Raw genomic sequence first — 18066 nt, 5'->3', positions numbered from 1 at the left:
ATGCCTGCCGCTTCCGTCGTCCTGGTCGAGGACTCGGTCCCGTACGCCCGCCTCGTCGAGCTGATCCTGGCCGACGCCGTCGCGGGCGGCGTCGAGGTCCGCCACCACGACACGGTGCGCGACGCTCGAGCCGACCTGCGTGACCGCGACGCCGACTGCATCCTGCTCGACTTCGGCCTGCCGGACGCCAACGGCCTCGAGGCGCTGGCGCTGGTGCTGGAGGTCTCCGGCGGTGCGCCGGTGATCGTGCTCAGCGGCCACGACGACCTCGAGCTGGCGACCGCGGCGATCCGCGCGGGCGCGCAGGACTACCTCGTCAAGGGCCAGGAGCGCTCGGCGTCGTTCTTGCCGGCGATCCGCCTTGCGATCGAGCGCCGCCGCCACCAGTGACGACGGGCGCGGCAGCATTGGTGTGACGTAGTTAAGGTTCTTGCTCAGGCAGCGTCGTCGGGCGGATCGGGCCGCGGTGGGAGCACGGGCGGCGGCACGACGACCGGCACCGCGCGTGGTGGCGCGCCCGGGCGGCGCGGCAGCGCGCTGGCGACCTCACGCACGTGCGCGCGGGCCTCGTCCTCGGGCTCGGTCTCCTCGGGCGGGTCGGGTGCGGCGGCGACCGCCGGCGGCGCGGGCGCTGCCGGGGGCTCGGGCTCCGGATCCGGGACGGCGTGGGGGCGCGTCGTCAGCCGGGTCACCTCGGCAGTGTGCTCGCGTGCCTCAGGGAGGGCTATCGCGTCGCGCGCGGCCTCGGCGGCGATCGCCTCGGCAGCGGCGGCCAGCGCCTCGATGACCTCTTCGATCCCGCGCTCCAGCCGGCCGGCGCGCTCGGTGCGGTCGGCCAGCGCCTCGGCGTGGGCGAGCAGCCGGTCGGCGGCAGCGCTGATGCGGCGCGCGCGGCCGGCGGCGAACGCGTCGACGCGGCGGCGCGCTTCGTCGAGGTAGTCGGCGGCCGCTCGCTCGGCGCGACGCAGCAGGCGCTCGGCGTCCTGCTCGGCGGCGAAGCGGACCTGCAGCGCGCGCTCCTCGGCGTCCTCGTCGGCCCGGGCGCGGATCGCCGCGGCGTCCTGCTCGGCGGCCTCGAGCACCTCGCGGACGCGGTTGGTCAGCGAGACGGCGAGCTCCTCGGCGGAAGGGATGCGGGAGGGATCGTCGTCGTCGGCCACGGTGTGAGTGCTCCAGCCGGAAGCTACCAGCGCGCCACGACTGCTTGTCGGTGCTTTGACGCTAGCCGAGGGCGAGCGTCAGCCGGCCGTCGCGCACGTCGGTCACGGCGAACGGCAGCGGCGCGGTCGCACGCAGTGCGGCGGCCAGCGCGACGGGGCCGGAGAGGCGCACGTCGATCGCCGCGCGGCCGGCGTCCAGCGCGCGCACGTAGACGCCGACGACGCCGGGAACGCGCTGCAGCGCCTGCTCGAAGGCGGCCAGCGTGGCGAGGTCGCCGAAGGGCGCGGCGTCGACGGTGACATCGCCGCTGAGCAACGTGTCGGCAGGATCGGGCGCGGCGCCGACGCCCAGCTCGGTCAGCACGCGCGAGAGCTCGCTGACGAGGTCGTCGGTGGTGCGCACGAGCCGGTCGCGGAAGGCGAGCAGCTCGTCGAGCTGGCGGTGCAGCCCAGCGGCCGGCGCGGGCGGCGGTGGCGCGTAGACGGGCGGTGGCGCAGGAGCGTAGGCCGGCGGTGCGGCCTGTGGCCACTGGGCCACGGGCGGCGTGATCGGCACCGGCGGCACGCCATTGAAGGCCGGCGGCGGTGGCGGCGCGTCTGCCTCCGCGGTTCCGTGCCACACGGCCGTAAACGGCGTCGCGCCGGCCGGCGGCACCGCGCCGGACGTGCGCTCCTGCGGCGGATCGGGCACCGGCGTCCAGCCGGCCTGGGCCGGGTCGCTATCGAGCTCCCCGCCGCGGCCGACCGTCTCTAACTCCCGCTCGAGCTCCTTGAGCTTGCGCTCGAGCTCACTCAATGTGGTGGTGACGTCGCTCTCCACGTGTTTCGCGAGCGTACTCGTGTCCGGAGAGCGACGCCAACCGGCGCAACGGTTCAGCGGCCGAGGATCTCCACGGCCCGCACCGTCGAGCCCCTCGGCGCCCGCAGTGCTAGCCGCCGAGGATCTCGACGGCAAGCTCCGCCACCTGCGTCGGGGTCCGCCCGACGCGCACGCCCTTGGCCTCCAGCGCCTCGGCCTTGGCGGCCGCGGTGCCCTTGGAGCCGCTGACGATCGCGCCGGCGTGGCCCATGGTCTTGCCCGGAGGCGCCGTGAACCCGGCGATGTAGGCAACGACTGGCTTGGTCACGTGTTCGGCGATGTACTCGGCCGCGCGCTCCTCGGCGTCGCCGCCGATCTCGCCGCTCAGCACGATCAGCTCGGTCTGGTCATCGGCCTCGAAGAGCTCGATGACGTCGATGAACGACGTGCCCGGGACCGGGTCGCCGCCGATGCCGACGATGGACGAATTGCCGAAGCCGGCCTGGGCCAGCGTGTTGCCGATCTGGTAGGTCAGCGTGCCCGACCGCGACACCACGCCCACGTTGCCCTCCTTGAAGAAGGACGCGGGGATGATGCCGACGTTGGCCTTGCCCGGCGACAGGATGCCCGGGCAGTTGGGGCCGACCAGGCGGGTGCCGGTGCGCTGCAGGTGCGTGTAGACGCGCAGCTCGTCGTGGGCCGGGATGCCCTCGGTGATGCAGATCACCAGGGGGATGCCCGCGTCGGCTGCCTCGAGGATCGAGTCGGCCGCGAAACGCGGCGGCACGAAGACCATCGCGACGTTGGCGCCGGTCTGCGCGACGGCATCGCGGAACGTGTTGAACACCGGAATGCCCTCGACGTCCTGGCCGGCCTTGCCGGGCGTGACGCCCGCGACCACGTTGGTCCCGTAGCGGCGGTTGTTGAGCGCGTGGAACGTGCCCTCGCGTCCGGTGATACCGGAGACGACCAGCTTGGTGTCGTTGTCGATCAGGACGGCCATCAGGCTGCCTCCCCCTTGGCCAGTGCCACGACCTTCTGGGCGGCCTCGTCCATCGTGGCCGCGGTGTTCACGTTCGGAAGGTTCGCGTCGGCGAGGATCTTCCGTCCCTCCACATCGTTGGTGCCGTCCAAGCGCACCACGAACGGCACGCTCGGATTCAGCGTCTTGAACGCCTCGATGAGCCCGTTGGCGACCTCGTCGCAGCGCGTGATGCCGCCGAAGATGTTGAACAACACGGCCTTGACCTTGTCGTCGGAGAGGATCACCTCGACCGCGCTGGTGATCGCCTCGGCCTTGGATCCGCCGCCGGCGTCCAGGAAGTTGGCCGGCGCGCCGCCGTAGTGGGCGACGACGTCCAGCGTCGACATGACCAGCCCGGCGCCGTTGCCCAGGATGCCGATGTCGCCGTCGAGCTTGACGTAGGTCAGCCCGCGCTCGTGGGCCATCTGCTCCTGCGGGTCCTCGTCGCTCGGATCGCGGAGGTCCGCGTTGTCGGGGTGGCGGAAGAGCGCGTTGTCGTCCAGCGTGACCTTGGCGTCCAGCGCGGCGACCTTGCGCTCGGGCGTGACGATCAGCGGGTTGACCTCGACCAGGAGCGCTTCCTCGGCGATGAAGGTCCCGTAGAGCTGGTGCAGGAAGGCGCCGACGGGGCGGACGAGATCGGCGTCGATGCCGGCCTCGAAGGCCAGGCGGCGGCCGTGGAAGTCCTGAAAGCCGAGCAGCGGATCGACGTGCAGCGTGGCGATCGCCTCCGGGTTGGACTCGGCGACCTCCTCGATGTCCATGCCGCCTTGGGTGGAGAGCATGATCAGCGGCGCCTTGGCACCGCGGTCGAAGACGATCGAGGCGTAGTACTCGGACTCGATCTGCGGGGCGGCGGTCTCGATCCAGACCTCGTGGACCGTGAAGCCCTTGATGTCCATGCCGAGGATCGCGTCAGACGCGGAGCGCGCCTCGTCCTCGTCGTTGGCGATCTTGATGCCGCCGGCCTTGCCGCGGCCGCCGATCTTCACCTGCGCCTTGACGGCACAGGGGAAGCCGATCTCCTTGGCGGCAGCGATGGCTTCGTCGACCGTTCGCGCCGGGCGTCCGTCGGGGACGGGGATTCCATGTCGGGCAAAAAGCTGCTTGCCCTGATATTCGAGCAGGTCCATAGAGGGGCAGGACGGTATTGCAGGAGTCAGGGCCGATGCTTCGTGCCCGCCCGGCGAAGTAGCAACGCCCCCGGACGGAGACCACCCGCGGTGGCTGCGTCCGCACCGGCCGGGCCGACGACCGGGCCTCGCCCGGAGGGCCAGAGATGGCACAATGCCGGGCCGCATGGCACTTCCGAAGAACATTCAGTGGATCACCTTCGACGTCTACGGCACCCTGATCGATTGGGAGTCGGGGGTCGCTGATGCGTTCGAGCGGGAGGCCAAGCGCGAAGGGTTTCCGATTGACCGCACCCAGGTCGTCGATCTCTTCCTCGAGGCGACCAAGGAGATCCAGGGCGGCTCCTATGAGCTCTACGCCGAGGTCCTGCGCCAGGCGGCGATCAAGATCGCCAAGGAAATCGGCTGGGCGCTGGAGCCCTCGCGCTCAGGCTTCCTGCCCGACTCGGTCGCTCGCTGGGGTGCGTTCAAGGAGACGATGCCCCAGATGAAGAAGTTCCTGGGCAAGTACCAGACGGGCCTGATCTCCAACATCGACGACAAGCTGCTCGGCCTGACGCGGCGTCACATCCCGGCCGACGTCGACCTCGTCGTCACCGCCCAGCAGGTCCGCTCTTACAAGCCCGACCCCGCGCACTTCAACGAGTTCGCACGGCGGATCGGCGGCAAGAAGGGGTGGGTCCACATCGGCTCCGGGCTCTACACCGACATCGAGCCGGCGACCAAGCTGAAGGTCCCGACGATCTGGGTCAACCGCCGCAAGGAGGAGGTCCCGCCGGGCGGCAAGAAGCCGACCGCCGAGGTCAAGACCCTGCTGGAGGCGGCAAAGCTCCTCGGGTTGTAGGCCTTGCAGGTCGTCGCCCTGGACCCGGGCGTCATCGTCGCCCGAAGCGCGAAATGGCAGACGACGTGCACGCTGCTGCACCACGGCGAGGAGACGTTCATCGTCGACTCGCCGATCTTTCCCGACGAGCTCGATGCGCTGCCCGGGATCCTCGGGCAGGCTGGGTGGGGGCTGTCGGGGCTGCTGGCGACCCATGGCGACTGGGACCACCTGCTTGCGCGCCTCGCCTTCCCGGAGGTCGCTCTGGGCGTGGCCGAGACCACGGCCGCGCGACTGCGCGCCGAGCCGGGCGTGGCGCAGCGGCGGCTGCGCGAGGTGGACGAGGACGACTACGTCGCGCGGGTCAAGCCCCTGTCGCTGGGGCAGGTCCAGGCGCTGCCGGTCCCCGGCAAGCTGGAGCTGGGCGGCGACGCCGAGCTGGAGCTGATCCCGGCCGATGGCCACACGGCCGATGGCATGGCGGTGTGGGCGCCGTTTGCCTCCGTGTTGGTCGCGGGGGACTACCTCTCGCCGGTGGAGATCCCGATGCTCTCCGAGGGCGGCTCGCGCAACGCGTACGTCGCGACGCTGCTGCGGCTGGCGCCCTATGTCGAGCAGGCCGAGTGGGTCGTGCCCGGCCACGGCGCGGCGATCGACGGCACCCGCGCCCTGGCAATCCTGCGCGAGGACATCAAGTACCTGGAGTCGCTCGGGGGTGACGGGGAGCCGGCACTGCCGTTGGCGCGCCGCGACCGCGTGCAGAAGAAGATCCACGCCGAGAACGTGGCGCGGGTGGGCGCCTCGTCGTGACCGGCATCCACCACGTCGCGCTGCCGACCCGGCGCCAGGACGTGGAGGCCGAGGTCGCGTTCTGGGCGTTGTTGGGGTTCTCGGTCGTCGAGGCGCCGCCGTCGCTGCGTGAGCGCGCGACATGGGTGCAAGCACCGGACGGGACACAGATCCACCTGCTCTACGCCGATGAGCCGGAGCCGCGGGGCGGCCACACGGCCATCGTCGCCCCGGCCTTCGAGGCAACCCTCACGGCCCTTGCCGCCGCCGGCCACCCACCCGAGCCACGCACACCCCACTGGGGCGCATCCCGCGCCTACGTCCACTCACCCTCCGGCCACCTCATCGAGCTCATGGCCGCCCCGCCGCCGATCGCCTGAGCCGGTCTGACCGCGGACCTCCGCGGGGCGAGTTCGCGCCGCTGGTCGCCTTAACCGGCACATGGCACGTCAACTCGACCACGATCGCCTGATGTCGGCGATCGCCGCCCGACGTCATGGTGTCCTCGCGCGGGCGGTGCTCCTCGACGCGGGCATCGGCGCCGGGACGATCGATGACCGGTTGCGTCAGCGGCGGCTCGTGCGCCTGCACCGCGGCGTTTACGGCCTCGGTCACGCGCAGCTCACCGACGCGGGGTGGCAGCTTGCGGCTGTGGATGCGTACGGGTCGGGCGCCGTGTTGAGCCATCTCACTGCCGCAGGACTCTGGGACATCCTCGATGGGTCGCTGTTTCCCGTTCACGTGTCGGTCGCGAAGCGCAGCGGCAACGCGACTCGAGCACGGACGAAGCTGCACCGACTGACGAGGCTCGATGCGGACGAGGTCACCGTGCGCGATGCGATCCCAGTGACAACCGTCTCGCGGACGATCCTCGACCTGGCGGCCTCGGTGCGCGGTCGCCGGCTCGAGCAGGTCGTTCGCCGTGCGTCGCGGCTGCGGCTGTTCGACCTCCGCGAACAGCAGATCCTCCTCGACCGCCACCCTCATCGCCCGGGCACGCCTGAGCTCGGGCGCCTTCTCACCTCCTTGCAGGGCCGCGGCACCGATGACCTCCGCAGCCGGATGGAAATCGCCTTCGCGCAGTTGTGCGATGACTATGGCCTACCGCGCCCCGTGGCCAACGGCATCGTGCTTGGCGAGCGTGTCGACTTCCACTGGCCCGGCACGACGCTCGTCGTCGAAACTGACGGCTTCGAGTTCCACGCGATGCCCACGACCTTCGCCAACGACCGCCGCCGGGACCAGAAGCTCACGCTCGCCGGCTACACCGTCATCCGCCTCACCTGGGACCAGGTCACCGCGGACGCTCGCGCCACGGCGGCCACCGTCTCCGCACTTCTGAAGCAGTGCCGGTCGAGTTGACCGGCACGGTGCCCGTCAACTCGACCAGGGTGGCTAGGCGGCGTCCGGGCCCGCGTCGAGGTGGCGGCGCATGTAGATGTCGCGTGGCTCGCCGGAGGTGAAGCCGAAGGATTCGTAGAGCGCCAGCGCGGGCTTGTTGGCCTCGTTGACGTCGAGCTCCATGCGGCGGCAGCCGCGCTCCAGGGCACGCGCAGTGGCGGCGTCCAGCAGCGCGCGGGCGACGCCGCGGCCGCGGGCGTCCTCGGTGACGTAGACGTCTTCGACCAGGCAGTCGCGGCCGGCGCGCCAGATGCCCATGCGGTAGCGCAGCTGGATGACGCCGGAGGGTGGCGAGTCGTCGTCGGCTGCGGCGAGCAGGAAGTCGGTGTCGCGGTCTTCCATCAGGCGCTCGACGCCGGCGAGGAACGCGTTGTCCGACGGCCACGAGTAGCCGAGGTGGTTGCGGAACGCGACGAGGAGACGCGCGACGATCTCGGCCTCATGCGGGCCGGCCTTCCAAGCTCTTGCGGGCAACTACAGCTCCTGGCGGACGAGCCAACGGACGGTCATATCGGCGACCACGTCGCCGGCGCCGTCGGTCAGCGAGACATCGGTGGCAAACGCGACGCGGCCGTCGCGATCGAGGTCGGCGAGCAGCGTCTCGGGGTCAGAGCCCAGGACGCCGGTGGCGGTGATCGGGCCGCGCGGGATCTTCTTATAGGAGATCTCGGCGCCTTCGGGGGAGAGCTCCAGCCGCGGCAGGTGCTCGACGAAGACCGCGGCCAGCGCCGCACCCGACGCCGCTTCGCCGACGGCGAAGAGCGCGCTCGCGTGCTGGGAGCCCGTGTGGTTGCGCAGTGCCTGATCATCGGGCAGCCGCGCGACGCCGCGCCCGAGCGACACCTCGACGATCTCCAGGCCGACGTGCCCGTTGAACGGGACGGCTTGCTCCATGCCGGCGCGTAGCGGCTCGAACTCCATCACCGCCAAGCCTAGCGGCGGCGCAGCGCTGCGTTTCAGAGCTCTAAGAGCTGCAGACCATCGGTGGCGACGGTCACGTCTGGATGGACGGCGGCGGCGCGTGCGTGGAGATCGTCCTCGTCGACCTTGGGCGGCACGTGGATGAGCACGAGCCGCGGCGCGCCCGTCTCGACCGCCACGCGCGCCGCATCTGCCGGCTCGGCATGGCCGGGCGCGGCCGGCGGGCCCCAGGCGTCATGCGCCAGAACCCGCACGCCGCGCGCGAAGTCCGCGGTGCCCGGGTCGGCCTCGGTGTCGGTGCACCACATCAGCGCGTCGCCGATGCGGATGCCGAGCGTCGGGTTGGTGTGGAGATCCTGGCGGCGTGTGCGCACGTCCAACCCCTCGACCCCGGCATCGCCACAGCCCAGCTCGCCCACGCTCACCCCGAGCTGCTTCAGGTCCACGGGCATGATCGGCGGCGCGAAGAGCCGCGCCAGCACCTCGGCGGTCGGCAGGTCATACAACGCCGCACCCGGCCCGCGGACCGTGATCTCCAGGTCGTCGAGCTCCGTCAAATAGGCCAGCCCGCAGACGTGGTCGATGTGGAAGTGCGTCAACAACACCTCCAACTGCGTGCGCCCGGCCAACAGCGCGCGGTCGGTGATCAGGCGCCGCAGGCCGGTGCCCGCGTCGACGACCACCGCGCGGTCGCTGCCCTCGGTGAGCAGCAGCAGCGAGGAGGTCTCGCGCGTGCCCGTCGGGATGAAGCCGCCGCTGCCCAGGATGGTCGCGGCGGCCAACATGATGGACTACTCCGCGCTCTCGGCGGGCGGAGACTTGATGATGGCGATCTGGGCACCCGACTGGATTGGCTCGCCCTCGGTGATCGACAGCGTCTCGATCACGCCGGCCTTGTGCGCGGTGATCTCGTTCTCCATCTTCATCGCCTCGATGATGCAGAGCAGCTGGCCCTCCTCGACCGTGTCGCCCTGCTTGACGAGCACCTTCCACATGTTGCCCTGCAGCGGGGAGACGAGCTCGTCGGCACCGCCGCCGGCGCTCTTCTTGCGCTCGCCGCGCTTCTTCGGAGCGGCGCCCGCGCCGTTCGCGCTGCCCGCCGCGACCGCGACGCCGCCGACCGGCGGGGGGCCAATGACCGTCACATCGAAACGTCGGCCCGAGACCTCGACGGTGTAGGCCTGCTCGATCTTCTCGTCCTCGTCGTCGTCACCCAGCGTCGGCGCCGGGAACGCCAGCGTCTTGAGCCAGTCCGTGTCCTCGACCAGGTCGCGACAGGTCTCGGCGTTGGCCCACTGGTCGGTCGCCAACAAGGCCTGGTGGAACGGGATCAGCGTCTTGAGATCCTCGATCTCGTACTCGCCCAGCGCGCGCAGCATGCGCTTGGTCGCCTTCTCGCGATCCGTGTCCCAGACGATCAGCTTGGCGACCATCGGGTCATACATCGGCGTGACCTCGCCGCCCGGGCCGACGCCCGAGTCGACACGCACGCCGGGCCCGCTCGGCTCGCGGTAGTTGCCGATCTTGCCGGGGGCCGGGGAGAACTTGCGCGACGCGTCCTCGGCGTTGATGCGGCACTCGATCGCGTGGCCGCGCAGCTCGACGTCGTCCTGGCTGACGGTCAGCGGCTCGCCGGCGGCGGCGAGGATGCCCTCGCGCACGATGTCGATGCCGGTCGTCATCTCGGTCACGCAGTGCTCGACCTGGACGCGCGTGTTCATCTCCAGGAAGAAGTACTCCCCGTCCTGCAGCATGCCCTCGATCGTGCCGGCGCCGACGTAGTCGACGGCGCGCGCCGCGTCGGTGCCGATCTTGCCGATGGCGGCGCGCATCGCGGCGTCGACGGCCGGGGCCGGCGACTCCTCGATCAGCTTCTGATGGCGGCGCTGGACCGAGCAGTCGCGCTCGCCGAGGTGGATGACGTTGCCGTGGCGGTCGGCGAGGATCTGGACCTCGACGTGGCGCGGGTCGGGCAGGTAGCGCTCGAGGTAGACGGTGCCGTCGGAGAAGAACTTCTCGCCCTCACGCGAGGCGCCCTCGAAGGCGTCCTGGAGCTTGTCCTCGGTCAGCGCGACGCGGAAGCCCTTGCCGCCGCCGCCCGACGCCGCCTTCACCGCGACCGGGAAGCCGATCTCGTCGCGCGCGATGCGCAGCGCGTCCTCGAGCGTGTCGACCGCCTCGGTCGTGCCGGGCACGATCGGGACGCCGGCGGCCTGCATCAGCTCGCGCGCCTTGGTCTTGGAGCCCATCGCGTCGATGGCCGACGCGGGCGGGCCGATGAAGACGATCCCCGCCTCCTCGCACGCCCGGGCAAAGGCGGCGTTCTCGGCCAGGAAGCCATAGCCCGGATGGACGGCCTCGGCGCCCGACTCCTTGATGACCTCGATGATCTTGGGAATGTTCAGGTAGCTCTCAGCAGCCGTCGGACCCCCGAGCAGATAGGCCTCGTCGGCGCGCTGCACGTGCAGCGCGTCCCGATCCAGCTCGGAGTAGACGGCGACGGAGGCGATGCCCATCTCTTCGAGCGTCCGCATGACGCGGATGGCGATCTCGCCCCGATTTGCGACCAAAACCTTGGAGAACATGCGGCGCGGAAGGCTATTTGATCGTGAGATCGGACGGCCTGCCGTCTAGACTCGCCGCGCATGACCGAGCCCGCGCGCCCCGCGCTCCGCCCGCGACGGCCCGATGTGATCGACGAGGCGTTTGACGGCGAGGCCGTCCTTGTCCATATGGGGACAGGGTGTTACTTCTCGCTCAACGCACCGGCGACGGCGATCTGGGCGCTGCTGCAGGACGGTCGCAGTGCGGGCGCGATCGCGGCGTCGTTGGGGTGGGAGCCGTCACCGGTGGAGGCGTTCGTCGAGCGGCTGCGCGCCGAGCTGCTCGTCGAAGAGGCCGAGAGGGATGCCGGGGCGACGGTCGTCGATGCGCCGCCGGCCGAGAGCGAGCCGGCGCTGCAGCGCTTCAGTGACATGCAGGACCTGCTCATGCTGGACCCGATCCACGACATCGATCTCGACGGCGATGGGTGGCCGGTGACGCGCGCGCCGGCCGGATGACGGCGGCCGGGTCCGAGGACTTCGTCCTGGGACTGGTCGACGTCGCGCGCGCTGCCGCGGCGGATGGTCCGGCGCGCACGCTGACGCTGTGCCCGGCGGGCGTGTCGGTGTGCGTGCACCTGGCCGGCGCGGAGCTGATCGACCGGCTCGCTCCCGGGTTGTTGGAGGGGTCGGTCGACGGCGAGCGGCCGGCGATCGAGCTCTGGGCCTTCGATGGCGTCGGGACCGGCCGGTCGGCCCCACGGCCGCCGTGGGGGCCGCGGGACTACCTCCAGCGCGAGGAGATCGCCGGCTGGACACAGCCGCCGCACCTGGCCAGCTACAGTAGCGACTACGCGACGCTCTCGGTCGCCGGCACCGATGCGGGCCTGGGGGTCCAATGGCTGCGCGACGCCGCCGTCATGGCGCCGTGGGAGGGCGGCGCGCCGCTGCGCAGCATCCTGCGCTGGACGCTGGCGCGCCACGGCGCGCATCTGATCCACGCCGCCGCCGTCGGGACCGGCACCGACGGCGTCCTGCTGTTGGGATCCGGCGGGGCGGGCAAGTCGACGACCGCGCTCGCCTGCTTGCAGGCGGGGATGGCGCTCGTCTCCGACGACTACACCTTGGTCCGACCGGGCCCGGTGCCGACCGCGCATCCGGCCTTCGCGATCGCCAAGGCCGGCCCGGCGTCGCTCGAGCTGCTCGGCGGCGGCCTGGACGCGCGCGCAGCCGGCGCCCGCCTGGACTGGCGCGGCAAGCGCCGGCTTCCGATCGCCGATGTCGTCTGCGAGGCGCTCGCGCTGCGCGCGGTCGTCCTGCCCCGCGTGGCGCCGCGGACGGGCGCCGCGGTCCCGGCTGACGGTCGCGAGGCGCTGCGCACCGTCGCGGTCTCGACGCTGCTGCAGCTTCCGGGTGACAGCGCCACGACGCTGACCGTGCTGCGCGAGCTGCTGGCGACGCTGCCGGTCTACACGCTGGACGTCGGGCCCGACGTGGCGGCGATCCCGGAGGCGATCGGCGCGCTGATCGACGCCGAGGCGGCGGCGTGAGCACGGCCGGTGATCTGACGGTGATCATGCCGTTGCACAACGCGGAGCCGTGGGTCGGCGACGCGATCGCGAGCGTGCTGGCCAACGCCGACGGGTTGTTGGAGCTGTTGGTCATCGACGACGGATCGACCGATGGCGGAGCGGCGATCGTCGAGGCCTTCGGACCGCCGGTGCGTGTTGTACGCCAACCCTGCCGCGGGCCGTCGGCGGCGCGCAACGTCGGGATCGCGCAGGCGCGCGGCACGCTCGTCGGCTTCCTGGACGCCGATGATCTCTGGGTTGCCGGCCGGCCGGATCCGCGCCGGGCGCTGCTCGACGACCCGGAGGTCGACCTTGTCATGGCGCGCGCGCAGCCCGTCGCCGGTGATCCGCTGCGACCGTACGGCGAGCCGACCGTGGGCATCCAGCTCGGCACCTGGCTCATGCGGCGCTCGATGCTCGAGCGCCACGGCGGGATGGACGAGGAGCTGCGCCACGCCGAGGACGTCGACTGGCTGCTGCGGCTACGCGAGGCAGGCGTGCGCCTGGCGCTCACCGATGTGGTCACCACGCACTACCGCCTGCGAGACGGGAGCCTCACGCGCGACCGCGACGCGACACGCCACGGGCTGCTCGCCGTCCTGCACGCGTCGCTGCGCCGCCGCGGCGAGGGCGCGGCGTGAACGGCGGGAAAGAAGTCACCGTCGCCGTTCGCGGCGTGAAGATCGGCGTTGTGGTCGCCGTCCGCGATCAAGCGGCGTATCTCGGCGAGGCATTGGACAGCATCGCTGCGCAAACTGTCCCGTCGGAGGCGGTGGTCGTGGTCGACGACGGCTCGGTGGACGGCAGCGGAGCTGTCGCGCGGGCGCGCGGCGTGCGCACGATCCGCACAGCAGGCATCGGGCCCGGAGGGGCGCGTGGAGCGGGTGCCGCTGCGCTGCACACCGACCTGCTCGCCTTCCTCGATGGCGACGACCGCTACTTCCCGACCCATCACGCCACGCTGCTGGCGGCGCTGGAGCAGTCGGGTGCCGACGCGGTCTGCGGCATGGCCCGGCGCTTTGCCGACGACGGCTCGGAGGCCGCCGAGCGCTATGCGGTCGGCGACGAGCTGCAGGTCGGGCGCTCGCCCGGCGGGCTGCTCGTGCGGCGGGCGCGCTACGAGGCCGTCGGCGGGTTCCAGGCCAACGCCGGGCGCAACGAGCTCTTCGAGCTCTTCAGCCGGCTGCCGGACCTCGTGCCGGTCCCCGAGGTGGTCTACGAGCGGCGGATCCACGGCGAGAACCGGTCGATCGTCGCGCGCGAGCAGGTCCACGCGGAGTACCTGGCCAGCGCGCGCGAAGCGATCCTGCGTGCTCGACGCGAGGGCCGCGCGTGAGCCGCGCCGCGCGGATGCAGCCACGGCCCGAGCAGGATCTGCTGCTGCGCGCGGCGCTGCTGCCGGATCCGGCGCAGGCGGCCGAGGCCTACGAGCGCTGGGCGGCACGGGTCGATCTCGACCGCCTCGACTTCGGCTCGCTGCAGTTGCTGCCGCTGCTCGCGCTGCGCCCTGGCGGCGCTCCGGGCGACGATGCGCTGGGGCGGCAAGTGCGCCACGTCGCGCGCTTCTCCTGGCTGCGCACCCAGATGCTCGGGCGCCGTGTGGCGCCGGTCGTCGGCGCGCTGGAGGACGCGGGGCTCGAGCCGCTGCTGAGCAAGGGCGCGGCGCTGGTCTACGCGCACGGCATCGACGCGCGGCTGCGACCGATGTTCGACATCGACGTGGCCGTCGCGCCGCAGCACGCCGACCGGGCGGTCACGGTCCTCAACGGGTGCGGCTACCGCTCGATCCTGCAGGACGCGCTGACCGGCCATCGCGCCGCGGTTGTCCGCGACAGCCACGGCTTCGGCTTCAGCGGACCCGATGGAGCCGAGATCGACCTGCACTGGCACCTGTTGCACCAAGGGCGCAGCGTGGCGCTAGGCGAGGCGTTTCGCGCGGCCGCCGTCGCGACCGAGATCGCCGGCGTGCGCTGCCGCGCCACGAGCGTCGAGGACACGCTCGTGATCGCGGTGGGCCACGGCACGAGCTGGGCGCGTAACGCGGCCGTGCGCTGGGTCGGCGACGTCGCGCTGCTGCTGCGCGACCACGGCGCAGCGCTGGACTGGGACGCGGTTGTGCTGCGCTGCCGGCAGGCGCGGCTGAGCCGCTCGATGCTCGACGGGCTCGACTACGTCGCCGAGGTCAGCGGCCTCGACGCGCCGGCCGCGGTGCGCCGTGAGCTGGAGCGCGTGCCGGTGCCGCTGGCGGTGCGCCTGCGACGGCGGCGCGCCGACGATCCCGGCGCCGACGGCGGGGCTCGTCCCGCCGGACGGATCGGCGGCCTGATCGACGCCTATGAGAACGAGGTCCAGACGGTCGTCGCCCCCGGGGCGCGCACGGGCCCGGCTGATGGGCTGCGCTTCCTCGCCCGGCGCTGGGCGCTGCCGAGCGCGCGAGCCGTGCCGGCGCACGCAGCGTGGGTGGCGGCCGGGCGGCCCGACCGGTTGCGTCCGGAGCGGGTGATGGGCGCCGTGGCCGGCGCGCTCGGCCGTCGACCGGAGGCCATTCGTAGCCAGATGCTCCATACGAGCACCAACGTCCGAACGACACCGGCCGAGGAGGCCGCCGGTGCCTATCCGCTCGGCGGCGTGCTGCGCTTCGCCCTCGGCGGTGAGGGCCATCGTTTCCTCGGCGCCGGATGGTGGTTTCCCGAGACGCACGGCGTGTGGTCGCGCAGCGGGCGCGCGACGGTCGTCCTGCCGCTGACCTCGCCGCCGGCCACGGGTGAGCCGTTGCGTCTCGACCTGCTCGTGCACGCGCCGCTGGCGCCGCGCCGGCCGTCGGTCGCGGTGCGGGTGCTGGTCAACGACCGGCTGATCGCCCGGGCGACGCTTGGCGGCGAGATCGGCCATGGCCATCGGCTCGGGGGCGAGATCCCGTCCGCCGCGCTCGCAGGGCGCGAGGTCGCCGAGATCGCGCTGGTCGTCGACCGGACGATGACGCCGGCCGACACACGCTTGAACACCGACGTGCGCCAGCTCGGCATCGGGCTCATCGCGCTGCGCCTCGGCGCAGACGAGGCGCGCGAGCCGCTGGTCGCCTAAGCGACCATGCCTCCGGCGACGGTGTCGTTGTTCGACTCGTCGATGAGGATGAAGGCACCCGTGACGCGGTTGCGCGCGTAGGGGTCGGCGATCACGGGGCGGCGGGTGCGCAGGCGGATGCGGCCGATGTCGTTGAGGCCGAGCTCGGCCGGCGCCGGCCCGCGCTCCAGCGTCTGGACGTCGACGACGTCGATGATGGCGTCGACGACCGCCTCGGCCGTGTGGGTCAGGTGCTTCAACAAGTACCGCGACCCCGGGCGCAGGGGGCGGTCCGCGAACCAGCAGACGTCGGCCTCGAACTCGCGCACGGGCTCCGGAGCACCGTCCGCGCTGACGAGCACGTCACCGCGCGAGGCATCCACATCATCGGCCAGCCGGATCGTCACGCTCTGGGGCGGGAAGGCCTGGTCCAGCGGGCCGGTGAGCGTGTCGATCGACGCGACCGTCGATTCGACGCCTGACGGCAGCACCTTCACGCGGTCGCCCGGACGCACGACGCCCGACGCGACCTGACCGGCATACCCGCGGAAGTCGTTGCCCTCGGACCGGATCACCAACTGCACCGGGAAGCGCAGGTCCTCGAGGTTGCGATCGTCGGCAGGATCGATCGCCTCCAGATGGCGCAGCAGCGGCTCGCCGACGTACCACGACATGTTCTCGCTGCGGTCGACGACGTTGTCGCCCTCGAGCGCGCTGATCGGGATGTAGGCGATGTCGCGCGAAGTCAAGTGATTGCGGAACACGCTGAAGTCGCGGACGATCTCGTCGAAGCGCTCCTCCACATACCCGACCAAGTCCATCTTGTTGATCGCGACGACGAGGTGCGGGATGCCCAGCAGCGAGGCGATGAAGGCGTGGCGGCGGGTCTGCTCGACGACGCCGTGGCGCGCGTCGATGAGCACGATGGCGACGTCGGCCGTCGAGGCGCCGGTGACCATGTTGCGCGTGTACTGCACGTGGCCGGGCGTGTCGGCCAGGATGAAGTCGCGGGTTGGCGTCGCGAAGTAGCGGTAGGCGACGTCGATGGTGATGCCCTGCTCGCGCTCGGCCTTCAACCCGTCGGTCAGACGCGAGAGGTCCATCTCGCCATCACGCCCGTTGAGGTCGGCGTACTGGTCGGCGAGGATCGCCTTGCTGTCGTGCAGCAGGCGGCCGATGAGCGTGGACTTGCCGTCGTCGACGGAGCCCGCGGTGGCGAGGCGAAGCAGGGTGGGCATAAAGGGGAAGGCCTAGAAGTAGCCCGCGACCTTGCGGTCTTCCATCGCCGATTCCGACACGCGGTCATCGGCGCGCGTCTCGCCGCGCTCGGTGACGTCGGTCGCGGCGATCTCGGCGACGACCTCGTCCAGCGTCGCGGCAGTGGAGGCCACGGCGCCGGTGCACGAGATGTCGCCGACGGTGCGGTAGCGCACCGAAGCGGTGAAGGGGTCGGAGTCGCGCTCGTCGCGCCCGATGAACTCGGAGTCGGCGTAGAGCATCCCGTCGCGGCGGAAGACCGCACGCTCGTGGGCCAGGTAGATCGAGGGCACCTCGATCTCCTCGTCCTGGATGTACTGCCAGACGTCGAGCTCGGTCCAGTTGCTCAGCGGGAACGCGCGGACGTTCTCACCGCGGCGCACACGCGTGTTGTAGATGTTCCACAACTCGGGCCGCTGGGCCTTGGGGTCCCAGCCGCCGAAGTCGTCGCGGAAGCTCAAGATCCGCTCCTTGGCCCGCGCGCGCTCCTCGTCGCGGCGCGCGCCGCCGAAGGCCGCGTCGAAGCCGTGCTCGGCCAAGGCATCCAACAACGTTGTGGTCTGCAGGCGGTTGCGCGAGGCGCGCGGGCCGGTCTCCTCGACCACGCGGCCGCTGTCGATCGACTCCTGCACGGAGGCGACGACGAGCCGCTCGCCGAGGCGTTCGACCAAGTTGTCGCGGAACTCGATGACCTCAGAGAAGTTGTGCCCCGTGTCGATGTGCATGAGCGGGAACGGGAACTTCCCGGGCCGGAACGCCTTCTCGGCCAGGCGCACGAGGACGATCGAGTCCTTGCCGCCGCTGAACAGCAGCACCGGCTTCTCGCGCTCGGCGGCGACCTCGCGCATCACGTGGATGGCCTCGGCCTCCAGGGCCTCGAGGTGAGAAACGGTGTGGGTCTGAATGCTCATGCGCAAGGTCTCCGAACAGCGTCAGACGACGTGGATGCCGCACTCGGTCTTGTCGGTCCCCGCCCAGCGGCCGGAACGCCCGTCGCCCGGCTGGGTGCACGTGGCACAGCCGATCGATGCGAAGCCCTGGTCGTGGAGCGGGTGATAGGGCAGGCCGCGCTCGAAGATTCGGCCCCAGACGTCCTTCTCGGTCCAGAAGGCGAGCGGGTTGTACTTCATGACGCCGGGGCGCTTGGCGTCGGGCTCGATCAGCTCGGCGGTCGCGCGGGTCTCGGCCTGCTCGCGGCGCACGCCCGTGACCCAGGCGTCGGCGCCATCCAGCGAGGCCTCCAGCGCCGCGATCTTCAGCGGGGTGCAGCAGTGCTCGGGGCCCGTCCACGGACGCTCCGAGTTGGCGGCGTCCTGGACCTCGACCTGCACGCCGTAGTGATCTTCGAAGGCCTTCCAGGTCTGCAGCGTCTCGGGGAAGAGCACGCCCGTGTCGATCGTGACCACACGAACGTGCGGCGCGATGCGCAGCAGCTCGTCGAGGATCACCGACTCCTCCTTCTGGAAGGAGCAGAGGAAGACCAGCGACTCGTGCTGCGCCGCCGCCGTCAGCGTGTCGGTGAGCTCGCGGGTGGCGCGCAACGCCACGTGGCCATGCGCGCCGGGCCCCGCGTCTTCTTCTC

Annotated in this window: 21 protein-coding genes; 10 read left to right on the top strand and 11 right to left on the bottom strand. The window is 71.6% G+C overall.

Going from position 1 to position 18066, the window contains the following annotated elements:
• Complete coding sequence (locus VGO10_RS19785) at positions 1-390, top strand: response regulator (protein WP_327471661.1); 390 nt, start codon at positions 1-3, stop codon at positions 388-390.
• A 44-nt stretch (positions 391-434) separates the two neighbouring features.
• On the opposite strand, the gene VGO10_RS19780 is transcribed toward VGO10_RS19785, so the two are convergent.
• The 4 genes from VGO10_RS19780 to sucC form a co-directional block, all read right to left on the bottom strand.
• Entirely contained in the window at positions 435-1160 is a 726-nt protein-coding gene (locus VGO10_RS19780) for a hypothetical protein (protein WP_327471659.1), read from the bottom strand.
• Between the two features lie 61 nt (positions 1161-1221).
• Positions 1222-1980, bottom strand: a complete 759-nt coding sequence (locus VGO10_RS19775; protein ID WP_327471657.1) for a hypothetical protein — start codon at positions 1978-1980, stop codon at positions 1222-1224.
• A 109-nt stretch (positions 1981-2089) separates the two neighbouring features.
• Positions 2090-2962, bottom strand: coding sequence for a succinate--CoA ligase subunit alpha (gene sucD, locus VGO10_RS19770; RefSeq protein WP_327471655.1), 873 nt, complete (start codon positions 2960-2962; stop codon positions 2090-2092).
• Positions 2962-4116 (bottom strand): ADP-forming succinate--CoA ligase subunit beta, encoded by a 1155-nt coding sequence (sucC, locus tag VGO10_RS19765; RefSeq protein WP_327471653.1) that lies wholly within the window; start codon positions 4114-4116, stop codon positions 2962-2964. The genes sucD and sucC overlap by 1 nt, the downstream gene beginning before the upstream one ends.
• A gap of 166 nt (positions 4117-4282) precedes the next feature.
• On the opposite strand from sucC, the gene VGO10_RS19760 reads away from it, so the two are divergent.
• The 4 genes from VGO10_RS19760 to VGO10_RS19745 all read left to right on the top strand — a co-directional run bounded on the left by VGO10_RS19760 (position 4283) and on the right by VGO10_RS19745 (position 7090).
• Entirely contained in the window at positions 4283-4960 is a 678-nt protein-coding gene (locus VGO10_RS19760; protein WP_327471651.1) for an HAD-IA family hydrolase, read from the top strand.
• A 3-nt stretch (positions 4961-4963) separates the two neighbouring features.
• Positions 4964-5749 carry an MBL fold metallo-hydrolase gene (locus VGO10_RS19755; protein ID WP_327471649.1) on the top strand — a complete coding sequence of 262 codons (786 nt, stop codon included), beginning with the start codon at positions 4964-4966 and terminating at the stop codon, positions 5747-5749.
• Positions 5746-6108, top strand: a complete 363-nt coding sequence (locus VGO10_RS19750) for a VOC family protein (protein WP_327471647.1) — start codon at positions 5746-5748, stop codon at positions 6106-6108. Before VGO10_RS19755 ends, VGO10_RS19750 begins: the two co-directional genes overlap by 4 nt.
• Before the next feature lie 61 nt (positions 6109-6169).
• Complete coding sequence (locus VGO10_RS19745; RefSeq protein WP_327471645.1) at positions 6170-7090, top strand: DUF559 domain-containing protein; 921 nt, start codon at positions 6170-6172, stop codon at positions 7088-7090.
• 33 nt (positions 7091-7123) lie between these two features.
• On the opposite strand, the gene VGO10_RS19740 is transcribed toward VGO10_RS19745, so the two are convergent.
• From VGO10_RS19740 to VGO10_RS19725, 4 genes are read right to left on the bottom strand one after another with little or no spacing between them, the layout of a single operon-like run.
• Positions 7124-7603, bottom strand: coding sequence for a GNAT family N-acetyltransferase (locus VGO10_RS19740; protein ID WP_327471643.1), 480 nt, complete (start codon positions 7601-7603; stop codon positions 7124-7126).
• The gene (locus VGO10_RS19735; RefSeq protein WP_327471641.1) at positions 7604-8050 is read right to left on the bottom strand and encodes a DUF4442 domain-containing protein; all 447 of its coding nucleotides are present in this window, start codon (positions 8048-8050) and stop codon (positions 7604-7606) included.
• A gap of 35 nt (positions 8051-8085) precedes the next feature.
• Positions 8086-8835: an MBL fold metallo-hydrolase gene (locus tag VGO10_RS19730; protein WP_327471639.1), complete on the bottom strand. Its 750-nt coding sequence runs from the start codon at positions 8833-8835 to the stop codon at positions 8086-8088.
• Between the two features lie 6 nt (positions 8836-8841).
• On the bottom strand, positions 8842-10635 hold the full coding sequence (locus VGO10_RS19725) for an acetyl-CoA carboxylase biotin carboxylase subunit (RefSeq protein ID WP_327471637.1): 1794 nt from the start codon (positions 10633-10635) through the stop codon (positions 8842-8844).
• A 60-nt stretch (positions 10636-10695) separates the two neighbouring features.
• Between VGO10_RS19725 and VGO10_RS19720 the strand changes: the two genes are divergently transcribed.
• From VGO10_RS19720 to VGO10_RS19700, 5 genes are read left to right on the top strand one after another with little or no spacing between them, the layout of a single operon-like run.
• Positions 10696-11112 (top strand): PqqD family protein, encoded by a 417-nt coding sequence (locus tag VGO10_RS19720; protein WP_327471635.1) that lies wholly within the window; start codon positions 10696-10698, stop codon positions 11110-11112.
• On the top strand, positions 11082-12143 hold the full coding sequence (locus tag VGO10_RS19715; RefSeq protein ID WP_327471634.1) for a hypothetical protein: 1062 nt from the start codon (positions 11082-11084) through the stop codon (positions 12141-12143). The genes VGO10_RS19720 and VGO10_RS19715 overlap by 31 nt, the downstream gene beginning before the upstream one ends.
• Positions 12140-12805 carry a glycosyltransferase family A protein gene (locus tag VGO10_RS19710; RefSeq protein ID WP_327471632.1) on the top strand — a complete coding sequence of 222 codons (666 nt, stop codon included), beginning with the start codon at positions 12140-12142 and terminating at the stop codon, positions 12803-12805. The genes VGO10_RS19715 and VGO10_RS19710 overlap by 4 nt, the downstream gene beginning before the upstream one ends.
• Positions 12802-13500: a glycosyltransferase gene (locus VGO10_RS19705; RefSeq protein ID WP_327471630.1), complete on the top strand. Its 699-nt coding sequence runs from the start codon at positions 12802-12804 to the stop codon at positions 13498-13500. Before VGO10_RS19710 ends, VGO10_RS19705 begins: the two co-directional genes overlap by 4 nt.
• Positions 13497-15248, top strand: coding sequence for a nucleotidyltransferase family protein (locus tag VGO10_RS19700; RefSeq protein ID WP_327471628.1), 1752 nt, complete (start codon positions 13497-13499; stop codon positions 15246-15248). The genes VGO10_RS19705 and VGO10_RS19700 overlap by 4 nt, the downstream gene beginning before the upstream one ends.
• On the opposite strand, the gene VGO10_RS19695 is transcribed toward VGO10_RS19700, so the two are convergent.
• From VGO10_RS19695 to VGO10_RS19685, 3 genes are read right to left on the bottom strand one after another with little or no spacing between them, the layout of a single operon-like run.
• Positions 15245-16465, bottom strand: a complete 1221-nt coding sequence (locus VGO10_RS19695) for a sulfate adenylyltransferase subunit 1 (RefSeq protein ID WP_327471626.1) — start codon at positions 16463-16465, stop codon at positions 15245-15247. The genes VGO10_RS19700 and VGO10_RS19695 overlap by 4 nt on opposite strands.
• Positions 16466-16477: 12 nt before the next feature.
• Positions 16478-17395, bottom strand: coding sequence for a sulfate adenylyltransferase subunit CysD (cysD, locus tag VGO10_RS19690; RefSeq protein WP_327471624.1), 918 nt, complete (start codon positions 17393-17395; stop codon positions 16478-16480).
• Between the two features lie 21 nt (positions 17396-17416).
• Complete coding sequence (locus VGO10_RS19685) at positions 17417-18031, bottom strand: phosphoadenylyl-sulfate reductase (RefSeq protein WP_327471622.1); 615 nt, start codon at positions 18029-18031, stop codon at positions 17417-17419.
• Between the last annotated feature and the right edge of the window lie 35 nt (positions 18032-18066).

The sequence above is a fragment of the Baekduia sp. genome (assembly GCF_035996765.1).
Lineage (GTDB): Bacteria > Actinomycetota > Thermoleophilia > Solirubrobacterales > Solirubrobacteraceae > Baekduia.
The sequence above is the reverse complement of the archived record's forward strand: the minus strand, read 5'-3'. Positions and strand labels throughout refer to the sequence as shown.